This is a genomic window from Mycobacterium sp. SMC-11 (assembly GCF_046250095.1).
GTDB lineage: Bacteria > Actinomycetota > Actinomycetes > Mycobacteriales > Mycobacteriaceae > Mycobacterium > Mycobacterium heraklionense_A.
On the sequence record NZ_CP176430.1, the window covers coordinates 3,045,028 to 3,064,376 of the forward strand.

General features: G+C 67.0%; 20 protein-coding genes. 6 read left to right on the top strand and 14 right to left on the bottom strand.

Annotated features, from left to right (window positions below):
- Positions 1-45 precede the first annotated feature (45 nt).
- Positions 46-1,395, bottom strand: a complete 1,350-nt coding sequence (locus tag ACKY0X_RS14390; protein ID WP_409426579.1) for a PE-PPE domain-containing protein — start codon at positions 1,393-1,395, stop codon at positions 46-48.
- Between the two features lie 203 nt (positions 1,396-1,598).
- Between ACKY0X_RS14390 and ACKY0X_RS14395 the strand changes: the two genes are divergently transcribed.
- Positions 1,599-2,375, top strand: coding sequence for an SDR family NAD(P)-dependent oxidoreductase (locus ACKY0X_RS14395; RefSeq protein ID WP_409426580.1), 777 nt, complete (start codon positions 1,599-1,601; stop codon positions 2,373-2,375).
- Positions 2,376-2,453: 78 nt separating this feature from the next.
- Here ACKY0X_RS14395 and ACKY0X_RS14400 read toward each other — a convergent pair whose 3' ends face one another.
- From ACKY0X_RS14400 to ACKY0X_RS14410, 3 genes are all read right to left on the bottom strand, one after another.
- Positions 2,454-2,837 (bottom strand): DUF4267 domain-containing protein, encoded by a 384-nt coding sequence (locus ACKY0X_RS14400; RefSeq protein ID WP_409426581.1) that lies wholly within the window; start codon positions 2,835-2,837, stop codon positions 2,454-2,456.
- Between the two features lie 109 nt (positions 2,838-2,946).
- Positions 2,947-3,315, bottom strand: a complete 369-nt coding sequence (locus ACKY0X_RS14405; protein ID WP_409426582.1) for an STAS/SEC14 domain-containing protein — start codon at positions 3,313-3,315, stop codon at positions 2,947-2,949.
- Between the two features lie 51 nt (positions 3,316-3,366).
- Complete coding sequence (locus ACKY0X_RS14410; RefSeq protein WP_409426583.1) at positions 3,367-3,996, bottom strand: GntR family transcriptional regulator; 630 nt, start codon at positions 3,994-3,996, stop codon at positions 3,367-3,369.
- 86 nt (positions 3,997-4,082) lie between these two features.
- Here ACKY0X_RS14410 and ACKY0X_RS14415 point away from each other — a divergent pair, with 86 nt between their 5' ends.
- The gene (locus tag ACKY0X_RS14415; RefSeq protein WP_409426584.1) at positions 4,083-5,177 is read left to right on the top strand and encodes a methyltransferase domain-containing protein; all 1,095 of its coding nucleotides are present in this window, start codon (positions 4,083-4,085) and stop codon (positions 5,175-5,177) included.
- Positions 5,178-5,187: 10 nt separating this feature from the next.
- Here the strand turns inward: ACKY0X_RS14415 and ACKY0X_RS14420 are convergent, their stop codons facing one another.
- From ACKY0X_RS14420 to ACKY0X_RS14445, 6 genes are all read right to left on the bottom strand, one after another.
- Positions 5,188-6,159, bottom strand: coding sequence for a glycoside hydrolase family 6 protein (locus tag ACKY0X_RS14420; RefSeq protein WP_409426585.1), 972 nt, complete (start codon positions 6,157-6,159; stop codon positions 5,188-5,190).
- 62 nt (positions 6,160-6,221) lie between these two features.
- Positions 6,222-7,496, bottom strand: coding sequence for a signal recognition particle-docking protein FtsY (gene ftsY / locus ACKY0X_RS14425; RefSeq protein WP_409426586.1), 1,275 nt, complete (start codon positions 7,494-7,496; stop codon positions 6,222-6,224).
- 115 nt (positions 7,497-7,611) lie between these two features.
- Positions 7,612-11,202: a chromosome segregation protein SMC gene (smc, locus tag ACKY0X_RS14430; RefSeq protein ID WP_409426587.1), complete on the bottom strand. Its 3,591-nt coding sequence runs from the start codon at positions 11,200-11,202 to the stop codon at positions 7,612-7,614.
- Positions 11,203-11,221: 19 nt separating this feature from the next.
- On the bottom strand, positions 11,222-11,503 hold the full coding sequence (locus ACKY0X_RS14435) for an acylphosphatase (RefSeq protein ID WP_409426588.1): 282 nt from the start codon (positions 11,501-11,503) through the stop codon (positions 11,222-11,224).
- Entirely contained in the window at positions 11,490-11,906 is a 417-nt protein-coding gene (locus tag ACKY0X_RS14440; protein WP_409426589.1) for an OsmC family protein, read from the bottom strand. The genes ACKY0X_RS14435 and ACKY0X_RS14440 overlap by 14 nt, the downstream gene beginning before the upstream one ends.
- 71 nt (positions 11,907-11,977) lie before the next feature.
- Positions 11,978-12,370 (bottom strand): nuclear transport factor 2 family protein, encoded by a 393-nt coding sequence (locus tag ACKY0X_RS14445; RefSeq protein ID WP_409426590.1) that lies wholly within the window; start codon positions 12,368-12,370, stop codon positions 11,978-11,980.
- A gap of 284 nt (positions 12,371-12,654) precedes the next feature.
- Here ACKY0X_RS14445 and ACKY0X_RS14450 point away from each other — a divergent pair, with 284 nt between their 5' ends.
- The 3 genes from ACKY0X_RS14450 (at position 12,655) to ACKY0X_RS14460 (ending at position 15,282) form a co-directional block, all read left to right on the top strand.
- Positions 12,655-13,758, top strand: coding sequence for a helix-turn-helix transcriptional regulator (locus ACKY0X_RS14450; protein WP_409426591.1), 1,104 nt, complete (start codon positions 12,655-12,657; stop codon positions 13,756-13,758).
- Between the two features lie 87 nt (positions 13,759-13,845).
- Positions 13,846-14,475, top strand: a complete 630-nt coding sequence (locus ACKY0X_RS14455) for a DJ-1/PfpI family protein (protein WP_409426592.1) — start codon at positions 13,846-13,848, stop codon at positions 14,473-14,475.
- A 33-nt stretch (positions 14,476-14,508) separates the two neighbouring features.
- Positions 14,509-15,282 (top strand): PIG-L deacetylase family protein, encoded by a 774-nt coding sequence (locus tag ACKY0X_RS14460; protein ID WP_409426593.1) that lies wholly within the window; start codon positions 14,509-14,511, stop codon positions 15,280-15,282.
- 20 nt (positions 15,283-15,302) lie between these two features.
- Here ACKY0X_RS14460 and mutM read toward each other — a convergent pair whose 3' ends face one another.
- The 4 genes from mutM to sepIVA are packed head-to-tail and all read right to left on the bottom strand — an operon-like array spanning position 15,303 to position 18,261.
- Positions 15,303-16,148, bottom strand: coding sequence for a bifunctional DNA-formamidopyrimidine glycosylase/DNA-(apurinic or apyrimidinic site) lyase (mutM, locus tag ACKY0X_RS14465; RefSeq protein WP_409426594.1), 846 nt, complete (start codon positions 16,146-16,148; stop codon positions 15,303-15,305).
- Positions 16,149-16,150: 2 nt separating this feature from the next.
- Positions 16,151-16,879, bottom strand: a complete 729-nt coding sequence (gene rnc / locus ACKY0X_RS14470) for a ribonuclease III (protein ID WP_409426595.1) — start codon at positions 16,877-16,879, stop codon at positions 16,151-16,153.
- The gene (locus ACKY0X_RS14475; protein WP_409426596.1) at positions 16,876-17,484 is read right to left on the bottom strand and encodes a YceD family protein; all 609 of its coding nucleotides are present in this window, start codon (positions 17,482-17,484) and stop codon (positions 16,876-16,878) included. Before ACKY0X_RS14475 ends, rnc begins: the two co-directional genes overlap by 4 nt.
- A gap of 39 nt (positions 17,485-17,523) precedes the next feature.
- Positions 17,524-18,261, bottom strand: coding sequence for a cell division protein SepIVA (gene sepIVA / locus ACKY0X_RS14480; RefSeq protein ID WP_046284800.1), 738 nt, complete (start codon positions 18,259-18,261; stop codon positions 17,524-17,526).
- A 144-nt stretch (positions 18,262-18,405) separates the two neighbouring features.
- Between sepIVA and purU the strand changes: the two genes are divergently transcribed.
- On the top strand, positions 18,406-19,347 hold the full coding sequence (gene purU, locus ACKY0X_RS14485) for a formyltetrahydrofolate deformylase (protein ID WP_409426597.1): 942 nt from the start codon (positions 18,406-18,408) through the stop codon (positions 19,345-19,347).
- The last annotated feature ends 2 nt before the right edge of the window (positions 19,348-19,349 follow it).

Consider the following 19,349-nt stretch of genomic DNA (forward strand, 5'->3'; position numbering starts at 1 on the left):
ATTGACCTTTCTACGACTAACCCGTGTTGACGGGCCAAAGCTGACTTAGGCGGCGGAAATCGTGTCGAGGCCGAGGAATTCACCGATCCAGGACAGATCGGGATTCCCGTCAACTAGGGACCCGATTGAGTTCAGGAAATCCGGCGAGTCCGCTGTGTCGGTCGCCATCGCCGAACCACCGAACAGGCCACCGAATAGCGGGGTGGGGTTCTGGATATCGAAAAAGACGCGCTGAGCTGCGTTCCACAGCGTCGAGAAGGGTTCCTGCTCCATAAACGAACCCCACACGTAGTTCGCTGGGTCCTGCAGGTCACGAAATGCTGCCTGGACACCTTCCGACCAGGCGGCACTCAGAGCGGTGTTGACCTCGGCCCAGCTGATGTTGCTCGGCAACAGGTCGAAACTGAAGGTCGTGAGCTCGTTGGCAGGCCCCTGGTTCCAGCCCTCGGTCAAGCTGCCGTAGCCAAGGTTCACCAGGATGCGCATGCTCGGTTCCAAAAGGTCGGCCAGCGGGTTACCCCAGACGGGATTTACCCGTAGCAGATCCAGAAGCGGCAGCGAGTCAGAGGGGATCACATAATAATTGGTGAGACCGTCCCCGGTGGTTTCCAACTGAATTGCGTTGGCGATGTCGTCAGCACTGACACCGAAATATCCGTCATGAAGCAAGAACATGCCGACGACGGCATTAAGCGAAGATATCAGGTTCAGCGGATAACGGGGAAAGTCGGCGTACCCGTCATATTCCATCGTATAGACGTCGGTGGTGAAGTAGTCCGGCGTCGGATGCCCGAGGGTCATCCCGTTCCAGAAAGTAAGGTCCCCGCCCCAGAAGTTCAGCAGCTGGAGCAGCCCGCCGTTCGGGTTCGCGGAATTCCCGACGAGCACGAAATGAACATCCTCGGGCGCGACACCCTGGTGCTCGAGTTGTTCCATCGTCATCGACGACATTGCCGAACTCTGCGAGTAGCCGAACACATACACCGGGTTGTCGGCGTTCACCTCCCCGGTGGCGATCTCCTTGTTGATTGCCTCAGCCAGGATCTGGGCGCCCTGGACCATCGAGATGTTGCCCGGAAAGTACAGCTGGGGGGTGAACAGAGACTGGGCAGTCCCTGTGAAGCCGTGCGACTGCAGGTACAGCAGGTCGGCGGCGTTGACGTAACCCTGCGAAGGCAACGGAATACCGCTGCCCCCCATGACGAACGCGATGTCACCCGCGGCCAGCGCGACGTCTTCTGACACGGTGGCCGATGACCGGGCAGACAACGGCGCCGCGGTAAGCCCCGCCATACCCGCGAAGACGACGAGAACGCTTACGACAGCGAGAACTACGCGACCACGGCGGAGCGAACGCCCCCCCTGCGGACCGGTCATCGCGACGACACCAGCCATGGAAACCCCTTGAAACGCCCTTCAACGCACCGCAGAACGCGGAACCCCACCCGAAATTAGATCACCCGCAACAGTTTTAGTCAGTAGTTGTGCGGAAAACCAGCCAGATTGACATAACTGTCGTTATTGGGGCGTGATAAAAAATCGGCCTTTCAGCTTCCCCGAATCGCGGAGCGGAACACCGTCCAAGTAAAGTGCCCTTCGTGGATATTAATGGAGCAAGCGCGATCGTCACCGGTGGCGCATCAGGAATCGGCGCGGCTACTGCCCGCCAGTTGGCCGACCGGGGCGCACGGGTGGTCGTCGCCGACCTGCAGGCGGACAAGGGTGAAGCGCTGGCACACGAGATCGGCGGCGTGTTCGTGTCCGTCGACGTGACCAGCACCGAGCAGATCATCGACGCGGTCAACACCGCGACCGACCTGGGCCCGCTGCGGGCACTGGTGAACTCGGCCGGTATCGGCTGGGCCCAGCGCACCATCGGAAAGGACGGCGAGTTCGACTCGGCGCACAACCTGGATGCCTACCGCAAGGTGCTGGCGATCAACCTGATCGGCACCTTCGACTGCATCCGGATCGCGGCCACCGCGATGAGCCGCAATGAGTTCACCGACACCGGCGAGCGCGGCGCAATCGTGAACATGACCAGCGTTGCCGCCTTCGACGGCCAGATCGGCCAGGCCGCCTACTCGTCGTCCAAGGGCGGCGTGGTGGGCCTGACCCTGCCGGTCGCCCGCGACCTGTCGGCGGCGGGCATCCGCGTCAACACCGTGGCCCCCGGCCTCATCGACACCCCGATCTACGGCGAGGGTGAGGCCTCGGAGGCCTTCAAGGCCAAGCTCGGTGAGTCCGTGCTGTTCCCGCACCGGCTCGGCAAGCCCGAAGAGCTGGCTTCGATGGTGGTGGAGCTGCTTACCAACTCCTACATGAATGCCGAAGTCGTCCGCGTGGACGGTGGCATCCGGATGCCACCGAAGTAGTAGTCGTATCCAAGGTTGAGATTGCGCCCAGGGTCGCGGATACCGCGAGATGCACCACCCTGGGCGCAATCTCAACGTCTAGGTGCCTGCCGTAGCGCGCCGTCGCGTGGCTCCCCAGAGCCCCACCCCGATGCCGACGACCGCTCCACCGAGACCGACGATCTGCTGTCCACGCTTGAGATCGGCGTGCACGCTGAGCCCGCCCAGCAGGTCGGCCGCGTCGGCACCACCTGACGCTAGGAACCAGCCGCGCGTGTCGCGACCGCGCAACGCCCCGTTCACGAGCAGCCCGCCGATCAGGGCGTCGCGGTACCCCATCGAACGCAGCAGCAGGCGCGCGGAAGGCCCAGGATCGTCCGACTCCCCCCACAACCGATTCGCCCGAAGCGGATCGACCAGAAACGAGATACCCGACGCCAACCGGATACAGCCCGCGACCAGTGCGGCACGGTCTTTGATCATGGAGCGCAGCCTAGAGCCCGACGCCTGCGCGCGAACCAATTTCCAAGCGAATACCGGTTGCCCCAACTCGTCGACCCGCGCGGCGGGACCTGACTGACCCTCGGGCCGGTCAGCCGGCGGCCCACTCCTTGGCACGCTCGACGTCATCGAGTCCGAACACCGCAAGCTCGCCGGGAATCATCCATTCGAGCGCATGCAGCACATGGGCAACCCATTCCTTGTCCGACACCACCGCGATGCGTTTGAACGCCGAGTGATGCGGCAGTACGGCGCCCAGGCCGAGCTTGATGTCCTCGGCCAGCCCACCCGGCCCAAAGCCCTCATAGTCGGAGTCGATGACCTCGACGATGCGAACATCGCCGCCCTGCAGAAGCTCATGCAGCGACGGCTTGATCTCCCGGAGTTCGTCACCGCGAAGGCGCCCCGACACACGAATTCCGGTCACTCCCTGCGGCATGTCCGGCAGTAGCTCAATCATGGGAATACTCCCTTCCGGCCGATGCCGCCACTGTAACCCCGCGTCGGGCGACTATTCGAAGTCGTTGCCGTGGGACTGGTGTTCGCGAAGCCGGGTCGAGAAGGCCATCCAATCGCCGGCCTCGGCATCCTTGAGCAGACTCCGATGTTCGGCCAGCACCAGGTCTGGCTGCCCGCGGACCGTCGAGTTGCGCGCGATCGCGAGGTGCTGTCGATCTTGCAGTCGGTCGTAGAACGCCAGCATCGTGGCGTTGTCGGCGAGTTCCACAAATGCGCGATGAAACTGCATAGCCAGCGCGGCAAAGCCGGGATAGTCGCGCCGGTGTAGCGCCTGCGCCTGCCCGTCGAGGTTTTCCTGCAGACGCGCACTCAGAAGCTGGCGAGCCTCAGGGTTGCCCAGTTGCACCCCGGCGCATTCGAAGGCATGCCGCACCTGGTCGGACTCGCGGATCTCATCGACGGTCAATTCACGCACCAGCGCACCGCGCTTGGGGTAGATCCGCACCAGCCCTTCATCTTGCAGACGCCCCAGCGCCGCGCGCACCGGGGTACGGCTCATCGACATCGATGCCGCCAGCGTTGACTCGCTGAGCATCGCCCCGGCGGGGAACTCACCGCTGAGGATGCCCGCACGAATCAGGGCGTGAGCACGTTGCGCGGCGTTGACCGTCACATCGCCCATGGGCACCTCCTGATCGGCGGGAAACCTCTAGGATACCGCTAGTATCCTAGTTGCCGACATCTGACGCAGAGAATTCAAGGAGTGTCGTGACAACACCAGCGAACGAGCATCAGGCGACGAAATCGATTGCGCAAGTATCGGCATTCGCTGAGCGCGTCACCGAGGCGCTGGACGCCGCCAGCCTCGCGCTGCTACTGAGCCTCGGACATCAAAGCGGCCTGTTCGATGCCCTGGCCACCCTGCCGGAACCGGCAACCAGCACCGAGATCGCCGACCGCACCGGCCTCAACGAGCGCTACGTTCGCGAGTGGTTGGGGGGCACGACCGTGGCCGGCGTGGTGGACTACGACCCCGCCAACAAGACATATCGACTGCCGCAGCACCATGCCGCGGTGCTGACCCGTGCCGCCGGGGCCGCCAACCTGGCGCGCGTCGCGCAGTACATCGCGCTGATGGGCGAGGTCGAGCAGAAGGTGCTGGGCTGCTTCCAGCGTGGCGGCGGGCTTCCCTACAGCGACTATCCCCGCTTCCACGCGGTGATGGCGGAGCGAAGCGGCGAAGTCTTCGACTCGGCGCTAGTCGATGTCGTCTTGCCCCTCGTCGAGGGCTTGCCGCAACGACTCCACGACGGTGCGGAGGTGGCCGACTTCGGCTGCGGCAGTGGCCACGCCGTCAACGTGATGGCCCAGGCGTTCCACAACAGCCGGTTCACCGGCATTGACTTCTCGTCCGAGGGCATCGAACGAGCGACTCGCGAGGCGGCGCAGCGGGGACTGGCGAACGCCACCTTCGAGAGCCACGATCTGACGACGTTCGACCGAGCGTCGGCCTACGACCTTGTCACCGCATTCGACGCCATTCACGATCAGGCACAGCCGGCGCGCGTTTTGGAGAACATCTATCGGTCCCTGCGGCCGGGGGGCGTCTTCTTGATGGCGGATTCGAAGTCGTCAAGCAGCCTGGAAGACAACATCGGCGTTCCCATGAACACCTACCGCTACACGGTCTCCCTGATGCACTGCATGCCCGTGTCGTTGGCCCTCAACGGTGCCGGCCTGGGCACCATGTGGGGCCGCCAACTCGCGATATCGATGCTGGCCGACGCCGGTTTCACCGACGTGGAGTGCGCCGAGATCGACGAGGATCCGTCGAACTACTACTACATCGCGACCAAACGCTAGGCCTACCCGATCAGCCCGCGTTGCGTGCCAGGTTGATGGCGTACTCGCTGACGAAGTGCCCCGCAGCGGGTTCGCCCGAGCCGCAGCTGCCATCGGACTCCCCGACCCGCTTGACCCACAGATAAGCGTCGGCGTGCTGGCCGGCGGTGTTGGCGGTCGGCGGCGTGCCCAGGGCCCGCCCGCTGGGGTTGCACCAGCCGTAGGGGTCGCCCTCCGCGGGACCGGCGCCGTTGCGCGACGTGTCGATTACGTAGTGCGCGCCGCCGGTCATGCCCGAGATCTCTTCGCCGTAGCCGATTTCCTCTTCGGTCGTGAAGTAGTTCGTGCTGTTCAGGGCGAAGCCTCGCGCACGCCCGACGCCGGCCTGGTTGAGCCGGTTGGCCATCTCCCCGGCGCTGACCCAACGCGAGTGCCCGGCGTCGACGTAGACCGCCGTGGCCGGGTTGCGGCCCAACGTATCGACGGCGTAGCTGATCAGGTCGAAGCGCTCCTGACGTTGGTCGCCGGAGAGGCAGTCGGCCATCGCGAGCGCGTCGGGCTCGAGGACGATTGCGGCCGGGTTGCCGCCGATCCCGTCGGCGACGCTGTCGATCCAGGCGCGATAGGACGCGCCCGAGGAGAATCCGCCCGCGGCGTAGCTGCCGCAGTCACGGTGCGGGATCGCGTAGAGCACCAGCACCGGCATAGCACCGGCCGCTGCGGCCGCGCCGGTGTGCCGGGCCACCGTCGAGCCGACCGATCCCACTCCGAACGCCTGGTCCAGCCAGTACGCCTGCGGGGTGTTGGCCACCCGAGCCAGCTCAGCGCTGTCCGGCTGCGCGTTGGAGGCGTGCATCGCCTTGGAAATGGGATCGACGTAGAAGGGCATGCCGCCCAGCGGGTTGTCGCCGTCGGCCTGGGCGGGGGCCGCGCCGGCCAGGGCCGCTACGGCAAGGAGGGGGGTTAGACAGCGCGCGACCGCGCCAAACGCTGAGGGGATCACAGGCAAAAATTACCTTATGGCCGACCCGAGGTCACAAGACGGTCACAGTCGAGCCGGAGCGCTCAGCCGAGCAGCGCGTCGACGAAGGCGCCCGGCTCGAACGGGGCCAGATCGTCGGGTCCCTCCCCCAACCCCACCAGCTTGACCGGCACCCCCAGCTCCTGCTGCACCCGGAACACGATCCCGCCTTTGGCGGTTCCATCCAGCTTGGTCAGCACCACCCCGGTGATGTCGACGACGTCGGCGAACACCCGGGCTTGGGCCAGGCCGTTCTGCCCGATGGTGGCGTCGAGGACCAGCAGCACCTCATCAACGGCGGCACGGCGCTCCACCACCCGCTTGACCTTGCCGAGCTCATCCATCAGACCGGTCTTGGTGTGCAGCCGTCCCGCGGTGTCGATGACCACGACGTCGACACCGTCGGCTACGCCCTTGTCGACGGCGTCGAACGCCACCGAGGCGGGATCGGCGCCCTCGGCGCCGCGCACCACTTCGGCGCCCACCCGCGCCGCCCAGGTCTGCAGCTGGTCGGCGGCGGCGGCCCGGAACGTGTCGGCCGCGCCCAGCACCACGCGGCGGCCGTCAGCCACCAGCACCCGGGCCAGTTTGCCGACAGTGGTGGTCTTGCCGGTGCCGTTGACGCCGACCACCAGCAGCACCGACGGGTGATCGTCGTGCGGCAGGGCCCGAATGGAACGCTCTAGACCGGGCTGCAGCTCGCCGATGAGCACGTCGCGCAGCACCGCGCGAGCCTCAGCCTCGGTGCGCACCTGACCGCCGGCCAGCCGTCCGCGCAACTGATTCACCACCGATTCGGTGACCACCGGGCCCAGGTCGGCCACCAGCAGGGTGTCCTCGACGTCCTGCCAGGAGTCGTCGTCGAGGTCTCCGCCGCCCAGCAGTCCGAGCATGCCGCGGCCCAACGCGTTCTGCGACTTGGCCAACCGACCGCGCAGCCGCTCCATCCGGCCTTCGACCGGCTCGATGCCCGGCTCGACGGCCTCTGGCGCCGGCGGTGCCTGGGGCTCGGAAGGGACTTCGGGCGGCGCTTCGGGCAGCTCTATGTCGGTGATGGTGCGCCGGGGCGCGTCACGCGGAAGGGTTGCGTCGTCGCCGACGACGGGGGTCCCGGGCTCATGCGGCTCCGCGGTGTCGGTCCGACTGAAGGTGATACCCGAAGAGGCGGTGTAGCCGCCGGAGCGGTCCAGACTCTCGCGTTGCGGCGCAGACAGGCTGATACGGCCTCGCCGATGCCGCACCAGGCCCCAGACCAGGGCACCGACCAGGATTAGCGCGACAACGACCGCCGCGGCGATCACGAGAGTTTGAGACGACACGACCGTCATTGTGGCAGCAGGGACTTAGGCGGGATTCAACGCCGGGCCAGTGCCGGATCAAGGCGGCGGTCCCAGCTTCGCCTCTCCTGCGTCGAGCCTCGCTGAACCGCCGGGTTCACGCCGGGCTGGAAACGAGCTCTTCACCCCGGATGCGTTGGGAGATCACCGCAGTGATCCCGTCGCCCTGCATCGTCACCCCGTACAGCGCGTCAGCGACTTCCATCGTCGGCTTCTGGTGGGTGATGACGATGAGCTGCGAGCGGGCCCGCAGCATCTCGAACAGCGCCAGCAACCGGCGCAGGTTGGTGTCGTCGAGCGCGGCCTCGACCTCGTCCATGATGTAGAACGGCGACGGGCGGGCCCGGAAGATCGCGACCAGCATGGCGATCGCCGTCAGTGACTTCTCCCCGCCGGACAGCAGCGACAGCCGCTTGACCTTCTTGCCGGGCGGGCGGGCTTCGACGTCGACGCCGGTGGTCAGCATGTCACTCGGGTCGGTCAGCAGCAGGCGGCCTTCACCGCCGGGGAACAGCGCCGCGAACACCTCGGTGAACTCGCGCTCCACGTCCGCGTAGGCGTCGGTGAAGACCTGCAGGATGCGCGCGTCGACCTCAGAGACCACGTCGAGGAGGTCTTTACGGGCCGCCTTGACGTCCTCGAGCTGCGTCGACAGGAAGTTGTAGCGCTCCTCGAGCGCCGCGAACTCCTCGAGTGCCAACGGGTTGACCCGACCCAGTTCGGCCAGCTCGCGTTCGGCGCGTTTGGCCCGACGCTCCTGGGTGGCGCGGTCGAAGGGCATCGGTGCGGGAGCCATCACCAGTTCGCCGCGGTCCCGGGCCTGCTCGTACTCGGCCATCTCCAGTTCGGTCGGTGGCAGCGCGACGTCCGGGCCGTACTCGGCGATCAGGTCTGCCGAGCTCATGCCGAACTGTTCGAGCACGGTCTGCTCGAGTTGTTCGATGCGCAACGCGGCCTGCGCCTTGGCCACTTCATCGCGGTGCAGTGATTCGGTGAGCGCGGTGAGCCGGGTGCTCAGGGAGTTCACCTCGTCCCGGACGGCGACCAACGCGGCAGCGCGCTGCTGACGTTCACCGGCCAGCCCGTCACGGATCCGTGCCGCCGCGATCACCACATGTTGCAGGCGCTCGGCCAGCGCGCTGCCGGCATCGGCCACCGCGGCCGCCGTCGTCGCCGCGCGTGCGCGTGCGGCGCGGGCCTGCTCGGCGCGTACCCGCGCCTCCCGTTCGGCCGCGGCCGCCCGGCGCAGCGAGTCCGCCTTGCCGCGTACCGCATTGGCGCGCTCCTCGGCGGTACGCACCGCCAGCCTGGCCTCCACCTCGACGCTGCGCGCCGCCTCCGCTGCGGCCGCGATCTGCTGGCGATCCACCGGTTCGACGGCGGCGGTCGGCTGATCCTCTTCGGCGTTGCGCAGCCGGGCTTCCAGATCGCCCAACTCGGTGACGGTCTGCGCCCGGCCGGCCTCGAGCTCTTCACGCTCACGCAGCCGCCGGCGCCACTCGGTCTCTGCGGCGCGCGCCTCTTGCCCTAGGCGGCCCAGCTGCTCGTGGGTCGCGGCAATGGCGGCATCGGACTCGTTGAGCGCGGCCAGTGCCTGCTCGGTGGCGTCCCGGCGCGCGGACTGCTCGGCGAGCGCTCCGGCGAGGGCGGCGCCGAGTTCGCCGGCCTGTGTCTCGGCGGCGGCCAGTTCGGAGCGGGCCCTGTCGATCTCGCTGTTGATCTCCAGGGTGGACGGCTTGCGATCCGATCCACCGCTGACCCAGCCCGCACCGACCAGGTCACCATCTAACGTCACCGCGCGCACCCCGGGGCGCGCCACCACCAGGTCCAGCGCCTTGGGCAGGTCGTCGACCACCACCACCGCCGACAGCATGGCCGTCATCGCGCCGCGCAACTTCTCGGGGGCCTCGATCAGCTCCACTGCCCACAGCGCTCCGTCCGGCAGCGCCGCGCGCTGTTCGGAGACGGGCAGCGGCCAGTCGCCCAGCACAATCGCGGCCCGGCCCCCGTCGGCGGACTTGAGCGCGTGCAGCGCCGAGCGGGCCGCGCCGGCGTTCTCCGCGGCCAGCGCGTCGGCTGCGGAACCGAGCACCGCGGCCAGCGCCGCCTCATACCCCGAGCGCACCTTGACCAGCTTTGCGATCGACCCGAACAGCCCGGAGTCACTGTGGTTCGCTGCGAGCCAGGCGGCGCCGTCGCGGCGTTCCAGCCCCATCGACAACGCCTCGATACGAGCGTGCAGCGAAGCGACCTGGCGCTCGGCGGCGCGCTCGGCGGCCTGCAGTTCGGCGACGCGCTCATCTGCCGCCTGCAAGGTAGCCACAGTCCGCTCGTGGTGCTCGTCCAGACCGACTTCGCCCTGATCGAGCTCGGAGACCCGGCCCTGAACCGTCTCGAACTCCGCCTGCGCGGCCTGGGCCCGCCCGGCGGCTTCCTCGATCCGCGTCGACAGCTGCCCGACGTGCGTGTCGATCGACTCGACCCGCGCCCGAATCGTCTCGACCTGACCAGTCAACCGGGCCAGGCCCTCGCGCCGGTCGGCTTCGGCACGGACCGCGGCCAGATGCGCCTTCTCCGCCTCGGCGCTGCGGCGCTCCCGTTCGGCCAGCTCGGCTCGGGCCGCCTCCAGCCGGATGCCGGCCTCGGCCAGTTCCGCCAGCAGTTGTTGCTCGGCCGCGGCCACCTGCTCAGCTTCGGCTTCCAGCGCGTCCGGGTCGACGCCGGCGGTGGTGATCGGCTCGTCGTCGAGATGGTGTGCGCGTTCGCTGGCGATGCGAACCGTGGCGCTGACCCGCTCGGCCAGCGCGGACAGCGAGAACCAGGTCTGCTGGGCGCCCTCGGCGCGCTGGGTCAAGCTGGCGACCGCGGACTCGTGGGCGGTCAGTTCGTCGGCAGCCAGCGCCAGACGCTCGGTGATCTGGTCGTGTTCACGGCGCAGGGTCGCCTCGGCGTCGGTGGTTCCGGCGAACTCGGCTTGCCGCGAAACCAGGTCGTCGGCGGTCAGCCGCAGTTTGGCGTCGCGCAGGTCGGCTTGGATGGTGGCCGCTCGCCGGGCGACTTCGGCCTGACGGCCCAGTGGTTTGAGCTGGCGGCGCAGTTCGGTGGTCAGGTCGGTCAGGCGGGCCAGGTTGGCCGCCATCGCGTCCAGTTTGCGGACCGCCTTCTCTTTGCGCTTGCGGTGCTTGAGCACCCCGGCGGCCTCTTCGATGAAGGCCCGGCGGTCCTCGGGCCGTGACTCCAGGATCTGCGCCAGCCGGCCCTGGCCGACGATGACGTGCATCTCACGACCGATGCCGGAGTCGCTGAGCAGCTCCTGGACGTCCATCAACCGGCAGCTGGCGCCGTTGATCTCATACTCGCTGGCTCCGTCGCGGAACATCCGCCGGGTGATCGAGACCTCGGCGTACTCGATCGGCAGGGCATTGTCGGAGTTGTCGATGGTGACGGTGACCTCGGCGCGACCGAGAGGGGCGCGCGAGGACGTGCCGGCGAAGATGACGTCTTCCATCTTCCCGCCGCGCAGGGTCTTGGCGCTGTGCTCCCCCATCACCCAGGCCAGTGCATCGACCACGTTGGATTTGCCCGAACCATTCGGTCCGACCACGGCGGTGATGCCCGGCTCGAAGCGCAGAGTCGTCGGCGCGGCGAAGGACTTGAAGCCCTTCAGCGTCAAACTCTTGAGATGCACGGGAGGTGAGACTACCGGGCTAGCGTTCGGCGAATCCGTCGATCGGGTCTCCGACGTCCGTCCAGTCGGCGACGACGGTGTCGACCCGGCCCGGCGTGGACCCACCCTGCAGCAGCTCCAGCAGGCGCTGGCAGTTCGCCCGGGGCCCCTGGGCGATGACGTGCACGCGGCCACCTGGGCGGTTGGCGGCGTAGCCCGTCAGGCCCAGCTCCAGTGCCCGCGAACGCGTCCACCACCGAAATCCCACCCCCTGGACGTGCCCGTGCACCCAGGCGGACAGGCGGACGTCAGGACCGGTCACCGGAGTCGATCTCGAAGCGCACCTCAGTGCCGGACTTCAGTGTGCGGCCCACCGTGCAGACCTGGTCGACGGCGCGGTGTACGACGGTCAGAAGCCGCTGTTTGTCCGCGTCATCCAGCCCCGACAGGTCCAGCTTCAGGACCTCTTCCAGCAGCGGATAGCGCTCCTGTTCCCGATCGGCGGGGCCGGAGACCTCGATGGTGGCCTGGTAGTCGTCGCCGAGCCGGCGGGCCAGCGGGGCGTCACTGGACATTCCGCTGCACGCGGCCAGCGCGATCTTCAGCAGCTCCCCGGGGGTGAAGACCCCGGGAAAGTCCTCGCTGCCGATCAGCACCTGCGCGCCCCGCGAACTGCGTCCGGTGTAGCGCCGGGTCCCCGTGCGTTCCACCCATAATTCCGTCATGGGGACATCTTGGCAGCCCCAGCCGTGACGGCACCGAACATGCGCTTGGCGTGCGCAGCTAGGCCGCTGGGTCAGTCGGCTACCGCCGCGGCAGGCTTTCTGCCGTACTGACGCTCCATCATGGCCGTGTCGCCGTACACCTGCACCCGCACTGTCTTGCCGTTGCGCACGGTGTACACCTCGGCGCTGTGCCCGCGTTCGCCTCCGATAGCCGCCTCGCTGAGTACGACGACGGTCTCACCGTCGGCCAGGAAGCTCTTCGGCGTGATCGTCGGTGACTTCTGCCCCAACTGCATCAGGAATTCCATCAGCTCCGCTTTGCCGCGGTAGGTTCCGCCGATCGCACTGTCACCGGGCTGCACCCATTCGATGTCGTCATCGAAGAGAGCCATCAGGGATTCGGTGTCGCCGGAGGCGAACGCCTGGTAGCCGTTTCGCACCAGCGTGATGTTCTGCTCAGACATCTCCTCGGGTCCTTTCGGTAGGTATCCTCTTGTGCCCGGCCTGCTTTCACGCTTCCGAGCCGGAACACAGTTGCGACATGACCGTCACTTCCTCACGGCTGAGGCGGTTCGGGGGTTAACGACCGGCAGGGCCCCTTAAGGCAAGCACCGACGCCACAAAAATGCCTCATCCCAATGGACGAGATCCGCGTAAACTTTTGCGACGAGAAGACAGGTGTCTTCGCATCTTTTTGCACGGGGGGCGAGCCGAATGTTCAGGCCTATAAGTGGATTCAGGGCCGGCGATGAGCGCCACCGATGAATTCTCACAACTGATCTCTCGTATTTACTCCGCGGTTCTGGTGCCCGAGGAATGGGATTCCGCCATGGCCGCCATCGCCGACGCCTTCACGGCGCATACCGCATCGTTGGTGCTCTCCGACAGTGTCTCGCGCACGATCATGCACGCGCAGATGCCGATGTCAGCGGCTCAGGCCTACGCAGCGCATTACGAACGGCTGGATCACGTCCTCTACGCCGTGGAGAACGGACCGGAGGGCGTGGTTCGGACCGGCGCTGAACTCATGTGGCCCTTTCAGAATTGTGAATTTCAGACCGACTGGGCTCGCCCGAACGGGCTACACGACGGACTATTCGTCCGGCTCACTTCCGGAACGGCGATGACGAGCCTGGCCATCGCGAATGTGAGGCAATCGGAGCGGTTCGACAGTCCCGAACATCTTGCATTGATGGACCGTCTCGTTCCGCACCTGCAGCAAGCGTTGCGCATCCAGGACCGCCTCGAGGAACTGGATCGCCGCAATGGTGATCTCGCGGCGGCCAGCGAGGCCGTCAACCACGGAATCGTCATCGTCGAAGGACGGCGGTTCGTCTACGCCAATGGTGCCGCCGAACGAATTCTGGCCACCGACGACGGCTTGCGAATCGAAAGAGGCTGTATCACAGCGGAGTCGTCGCACGCCGACACCGAGTTGGGGCACAGTATCGCCCGACTGTCCAAGTCCGACAATCAGGACATCTGGGGCGGATCATTCCTGTGCGCACGCCCCTCGGGGCGACGTCCGTACATCATTCACGTTCTGCCGGTCGAAGCGAATTCTTTTGCGGCGCAGCACCATGGACGGGCCATGGTGATCATCGTCGACCCCGAACGACAGCCGGAACCACCGGCGATATTGCTGCGACGCCTGTACGGGCTGACGAAGGCCGAGGCACAGGTCGCGCTCTTGGTGATGCGAGGCGAGGGGTTGACTCCGATCGCCCAGGAGCTGTCGGTGTCACTGACCACCGTGAAGACTCACCTCCGGCACATTTTCGACAAGACCGGCATCCATCGCCAGGCCGAACTCGTTCGGCTGCTGATTCTGCTCGATCCCATGCGCGGTTGAGGTGATGGTATCTGCGCGTTCGGCGCCGGAGGACTATTGTCGGGCTTGCCCCGCAACACCATTCGCCGGAAAGCTGAGGGGACATCCGTGCAAGTAGCGATCCCGCTCTTCCCGCGGTTCACCGCCTTGGACGCCATCGGGCCATACGAGGTGCTGCAGCGTATCCCGGACGTCGAGGTGATTTTCGTCGGCCACCGCCGCGGTGAGGTGCGCGCCGACAACGGGATGCTCGGACTCCTCTGCGATGTCCGATTCGACGAACTGACCGCCCCGGATGTCCTCGTCGTCCCCGGCGGCGTCGGGACACGAACATTGCTCGACGACGCGGAGTTGCTCGACTGGGTGCGCACCGTCCACACCCACACGCGGTTCACCGCCTCGGTGTGTACCGGCTCGCTGCTGCTAGCCGCTGCGGGGCTCTTGGACGGGCTGACCGCGACCACCCATTGGAGCGCCGTCGAGCTGCTAGAACACTTGGGCGCCCGCTACGTGGAACAACGGGTGGTCGAACACCTGTCGCAGCGGATGATCACTTCGGCGGGGGTCTCCAGCGGCATCGACATGGCGCTGCGTCTAGTTGAGCTGCTGGCGGACACCGACACGGCCTGCGCCATTCAGTTGCTTATCGAGTACGACCCACAGCCGCCGTTCGATTGCGGATCGCTGCCCAAGGCCGGCGAGGATGTTCGACGGCGCGCCGCGCAGCTGCGGCGCTGACACGGCCGATCACCACGGGCATACTGGGCTTTTATGGCGACGGTGGTCGCGTTCCACGCCCACCCCGATGACGAGGCGATTCTGACCGGGGGAACTCTGGCGCGGGCGGCCGCCGAGGGGCATCGTGTCGTCGTGGTGGTGGCAACCGATGGACGCGTCAATGACAGTGACGGCGATCGGCTGGTCGAATTGCACGCCAGCGCAACGGCCCTCCGCGCCCACCGGGTCGAATGCCTGGGCTACGCCGACAGCGGCTTCGGGGCCGAGTTCTATCCCGATCCGCCGGGGCGGGTCAGGTTCGCCCGCGCTGACCTCGAGGAGGCGGCACAGCGACTGGCCACCATCCTGCGTGATGAGGACGCGGATCTGCTCCTGAGCTACCAGCCCAACGGCGGCTACGGCCACCGTGATCACGTGCGAGTTCATCATGTCGGTAAGCGGGCCGCACAGATCGCCGCGACGCCCCGCGTGCTCGAGGCGACAATGCCCCGGGAGATGCTGACCCGGGTCGAGCATGGCGCGCGTTTACTGCACCTGCCGGCCCCTTACGGGCGTGAGGTGGTACGCACCGCCTACGCACCGGCATCGAGCATCACCCACCGGATCAACGTGTTTCGGTTTGCCCAGCAGAAGCGAGATGCCTTCGCCGCGCATCGTTCACAGATCGGCGCCAGTGCCGCCGCGGCACGTCTGTTCGCGGTGCTGACGCGGCTTCCCCCACAAGTAGCCGGCCTGATGTTCGGCCGGGAGTGGTTCGTCGACCCGAATCTGCCGCCGGGCAGGGTGCACCGCGACATCTTCGAGTGACCCCGATCCGATTCCCCGCGTCAGCGTTGGCAATTCGGGCAGTAGTACGACGACCGGTTCATGAACTTCGCCCGGCGGATCGGCGTCCCGCAACGCCGGCACGGCTCGTCTTCACGGCCGTAGGCGTCCAGTGACCTACTGAAGTAACCGGATTCACCGTTGACGTTGACGTAGAGCGAGTCGAACGAGGTGCCCCCGGCGGCCAGTGCGTCGTTCATCACCTCGGCCGCGGCAGCCAGCAGGGCCCGCAGCCGCGGCCGCGACAGCCGATCGGCCGTTCGGGTGCCGCGAATCCCGGCCCGCCACAGCGCTTCGTCGGCGTAGATGTTGCCGATACCCGACACCACCGTCTGGTCGAGGAGTTGGCGTTTGATCTCGGAGTGCTTGCGCCGCAGCACTTCGACCACCGACTCGGCATCAAAGCGCGGGTCCAGTGGGTCGCGGGCGAGATGGGCGACCGGCACCGGCAGCACACTGCCGTCCACGGGGACCAGATCGGTGAGCTGCCACCCGCCGAAGGTGCGCTGGTCGACGAAGCTGACCTTCGTCCCGTCGTCGACCACGGCGGCAATCCGCAGGTGCCTGGTGTCGGGCAGCTCCCCCAGCAGCATCTGACCGCTCATGCCCAAGTGCACCACCAGGGCCTCGTCGGCCGCGGCCCCACTCAGCAGCAGCCACAGGTATTTACCCCGCCGATCGGTACCAGTGATTCGGGAGCCCAGCAGCCGGCCGGTCAAATCGGCGGGGCCGGCGTCGTGGCGGCGCACCGCCCGCGGATGGTGCACCCGCACCGCGGTGATCGTGCGCCCGACCAGGTGCTCGTTCAGACCACGCCGAACCACCTCGACCTCGGGAAGTTCGGGCATGCTCAGGCCTGCGGTGCGTCGTTCACCGCACCCGGGGCGTCTGGGGCGTCCAACGCCTGCCACGCCGCGGCCGCGGCCTTCTGCTCGGCTTCTTTCTTGGTCCGGCCGACGCCGGTGCCGTACGCGGCGTCCGATATGACGGCGGTCGCGGTGAACTCGCGGTCATGGTCGGGTCCGGTGGAGGTGACCTGATAGGACGGCACACCCAGACCGCGGGCGGCCGTCAGTTCCTGCAGGCTGGTCTTCCAGTCCAATCCGGCACCCAGCGTTGCCGCGGTGTCGAGCAGTGGACCGAACAGGCGCAGGATCACCTCCCGGGCGGTGTCGATGCCGTGCTGGAGATAGACCGCTCCCAGCAGAGACTCCATCCCGTCGGCCAGGATGCTGGATTTGTCGGCGCCGCCAGTGTTTTCCTCGCCGCGGCCAAGCAACAGATGAGCCCCCAGGCCATCCTCGGTCAGGCCCCGCGCCACATCGGCCAAGGCAGAGGTGTTGACCACGCTGGAGCGCAGTTTGGCCAGATCTCCCTCGGGCCTGTCCGGGTGCCGGTGGAACAGCTCGTCGGTAATGGTCAGTCCCAGCACGGCATCGCCCAGAAACTCCAAGCGCTCATTGGTGGGCAGGCCGCCGTGCTCGTAAGCGTAACTGCGATGCGTGACGGCCAGCGTGAGCAGGTCGTCGGGCAGGTCCACGCCGAGGGCATCCAGCACGGCTTGCCGGGGACGGCTCACCGCTCACCGTCGTCGCTCGGCATGGCGTCGCCCTGCGGTTCCAGCATTCCCGCCAATTTCGCCCAGCGCGGATCGATCTGGTCGTGGTGATGGCCGGGCTCGGCGGTGGACAGCACCACCCCGCAGTCGGGGCACAGTCCCGGGCAGTCCGGGTCACACAACGGGGACAACGGCAGGGCCAGACCGACCGCGTCGACAATGGCCTGCTCGAGGTCCACCGCGTCGTCGACGACACGGCCCATCTCGTCGTCTTCGGTAGTGGCATCGGTGGTGCTGTCGGGGTAGGCGAACAGCTCAGTCAACTCCACCTCGATGTCGCCGGTCAGCGGTTGCAGGCAACGCGCGCATTCGCCCGCGGTGCGCGCCGAGACCACGCCACTGACCAGAACGCCCTCGGAGACCGATTCCACCCGCAGATCCAGATCGACCGCGCCATCCGCCGGAATCGCCACCAGATCCAACCCGATGCGGGTCGGGCTGATCCGCTGTTCATGCAGCGGCATCAACGCACCCGGACGCCGCCCCAATCGGGCGACATTGACCACGAACGGCGCGGGCAGCTGTCGTCGCGCTGCCTTCATACCTGCGCCGGGGTGTCTCGCCATGCCGCGATTCTACGCAGCGCGTTACTCGGCGTTCTCGGGTCAGCGAGTCGCGTAGTCGTGAGTGCCCGCAGCGGTACGCAGTTGGTGCCGACCACGGTTGATCGAACGCAGCGTGCCGTTGAGGAAGTCCTCGAATTCGGCCAGCTTGGCGTCGACGTAGATGTCGCATTCGCCGCGCATCCGGTCGGCCTCGGCGTGAGCCGAATCGATCAGCCGGGTGGATTCGGCACGGGCCGAGGTCACCACCTCGTTCTGCGAAACCAGCCGCTGCTGCTCCTTGATGCCCTCCTGCACGGCCTTCTCGTAGGCGGCGTTGCCGTTCTCGACCAGCCGGTCGCATTCCGCCTGGGCGCGGCTGGTGGCGGTCTCGAACTCGCGCTTGGCGGTTGCGCTGAGCCGGGCCGCTTCCTCGCGGGCTTCGCCGAGCATCCGCTCGCTGTGTCCGCGGGCCTCGGCCACCATCCGGTCAGCCTGCCCCTTGGCGTCGGCCAGCAACCGATCGGCCTCCGCGCGCGCATGGGCGACCAGCGAGTCGGCTTCGGCGGTGGCCGAGCTGACCATCGATTCCGCGTGCTCCTTGGCCTCGTTGAGAACCGAGTCGCGGGCGTCAAGAACGTCTTGGGCGTCGTCCAGCTCGCCGGGGATGGCGTCACGGATGTCGTCGATCAGTTCCAGGACGTCACCGCGGGGTACCACGCAGCCTGCCGTCATCGGCACGCCACGGGCCTCTTCGACAATGGAGCCCAGTTCGTCAAGGGCTTCGAACACTCGGTACACGGCAGCACCCTCCAGGCATAGTTGTTGTTACTAGTGTGCCCTGTGTTACGCGTGTGACTGTGTTAGTCGCCCGGTGTGTCGGATTCTGACTCGCTCCCCCGGTAGCCTGACCCGTTGAAAGTCGGAGATCGGCGAAGGGCGGCCATGACGAACGGTTCTGGGGGCCACGGGGGCACCGCGACACCAGGGCAGGCTCAACAGGGCTATCCGCAACAGTCCGGCGCCCAGGCGACCACCGACATCGGCCGACTGCTGCTGAGCTGCCGAGACAGCCACGGGATCATCGCCGCGGTCAGCGCCTTCCTGGCCGAGGCCGGCGCGAACATCATCTCGCTGGATCAGCACTCGACCGCTCCCGAAGACGGGACCTTTGTGCAGCGGGCGATCTTTCACCTGCCCGGTTTGCCGGCGGCCCTCGACGGGCTCCAGGAGCGCTTCGGCGCCACGGTGGCCCAGCGGTTCTCGATGGACTACCGGTTCACCGAGGCCGCCAAGCCCAAGCGGGTGGCGATCATGGCGTCCAAGACCGACCATTGCCTGCTGGACCTGTTGTGGCGCAACCGCCGCGGCGAGCTGGAGATGAACGTGGCGATGGTGATCTCCAACCACCCCGAGCTCGCCGAACAGGTACGCCCGTTCGGGGTGCCGTTCTTCCACATCCCCGCCACCCGCGACATTCGCGCCGAGGCCGAACAGCGTCAGCTGCAGTTGCTCTGCGGCAACGTGGATCTGGTGGTGCTGGCCCGCTACATGCAGATCATCACCGGCGACTTCATCGAAGCGGTGGGTTGTCCGCTGATCAACATCCACCATTCTTTCCTGCCGGCGTTCATCGGTGCGGCGCCCTATCAGCGGGCGCGGGAACGCGGCGTGAAACTGATCGGCGCCACCGCGCACTACGTCACCGAGGTGCTCGACGAGGGGCCGATCATCGAGCAGGACGTCGTGCGGGTGGACCACACCCACAGCGTCACCGACCTGGTGCGGTTGGGCGCCGACGTGGAGCGGGCGGTGCTGTCGCGGGCGGTGCAATGGCACTGCCAGGACCGGGTGATCCGGGTGGGCAACGAGACGGTGGTGCTCTAAGC

What these genes read in the sequence shown, in the direction of transcription:
- purU (WP_409426597.1), top strand. Translation starts at nt 18,406, where the DNA reads ATGACGAACGGTTCTGGGGGCCACGGGGGCACCGCGACACCAGGGCAG.
- ACKY0X_RS14400 (WP_409426581.1), bottom strand. Translation starts at nt 2,837, where the DNA reads ATGATCAAAGACCGTGCCGCACTGGTCGCGGGCTGTATCCGGTTGGCG.
- ACKY0X_RS14475 (WP_409426596.1), bottom strand. Translation starts at nt 17,484, where the DNA reads ATGGCGAGACACCCCGGCGCAGGTATGAAGGCAGCGCGACGACAGCTG.
- ACKY0X_RS14445 (WP_409426590.1), bottom strand. Translation starts at nt 12,370, where the DNA reads ATGTCTGAGCAGAACATCACGCTGGTGCGAAACGGCTACCAGGCGTTC.
- ACKY0X_RS14410 (WP_409426583.1), bottom strand. Translation starts at nt 3,996, where the DNA reads ATGGGCGATGTGACGGTCAACGCCGCGCAACGTGCTCACGCCCTGATT.
- mutM (WP_409426594.1), bottom strand. Translation starts at nt 16,148, where the DNA reads ATGCCCGAACTTCCCGAGGTCGAGGTGGTTCGGCGTGGTCTGAACGAG.
- ACKY0X_RS14405 (WP_409426582.1), bottom strand. Translation starts at nt 3,315, where the DNA reads ATGATTGAGCTACTGCCGGACATGCCGCAGGGAGTGACCGGAATTCGT.
- ACKY0X_RS14450 (WP_409426591.1), top strand. Translation starts at nt 12,655, where the DNA reads ATGAGCGCCACCGATGAATTCTCACAACTGATCTCTCGTATTTACTCC.
- ACKY0X_RS14390 (WP_409426579.1), bottom strand. Translation starts at nt 1,395, where the DNA reads ATGGCTGGTGTCGTCGCGATGACCGGTCCGCAGGGGGGGCGTTCGCTC.
- ACKY0X_RS14460 (WP_409426593.1), top strand. Translation starts at nt 14,509, where the DNA reads ATGGCGACGGTGGTCGCGTTCCACGCCCACCCCGATGACGAGGCGATT.
- ACKY0X_RS14440 (WP_409426589.1), bottom strand. Translation starts at nt 11,906, where the DNA reads ATGACGGAATTATGGGTGGAACGCACGGGGACCCGGCGCTACACCGGA.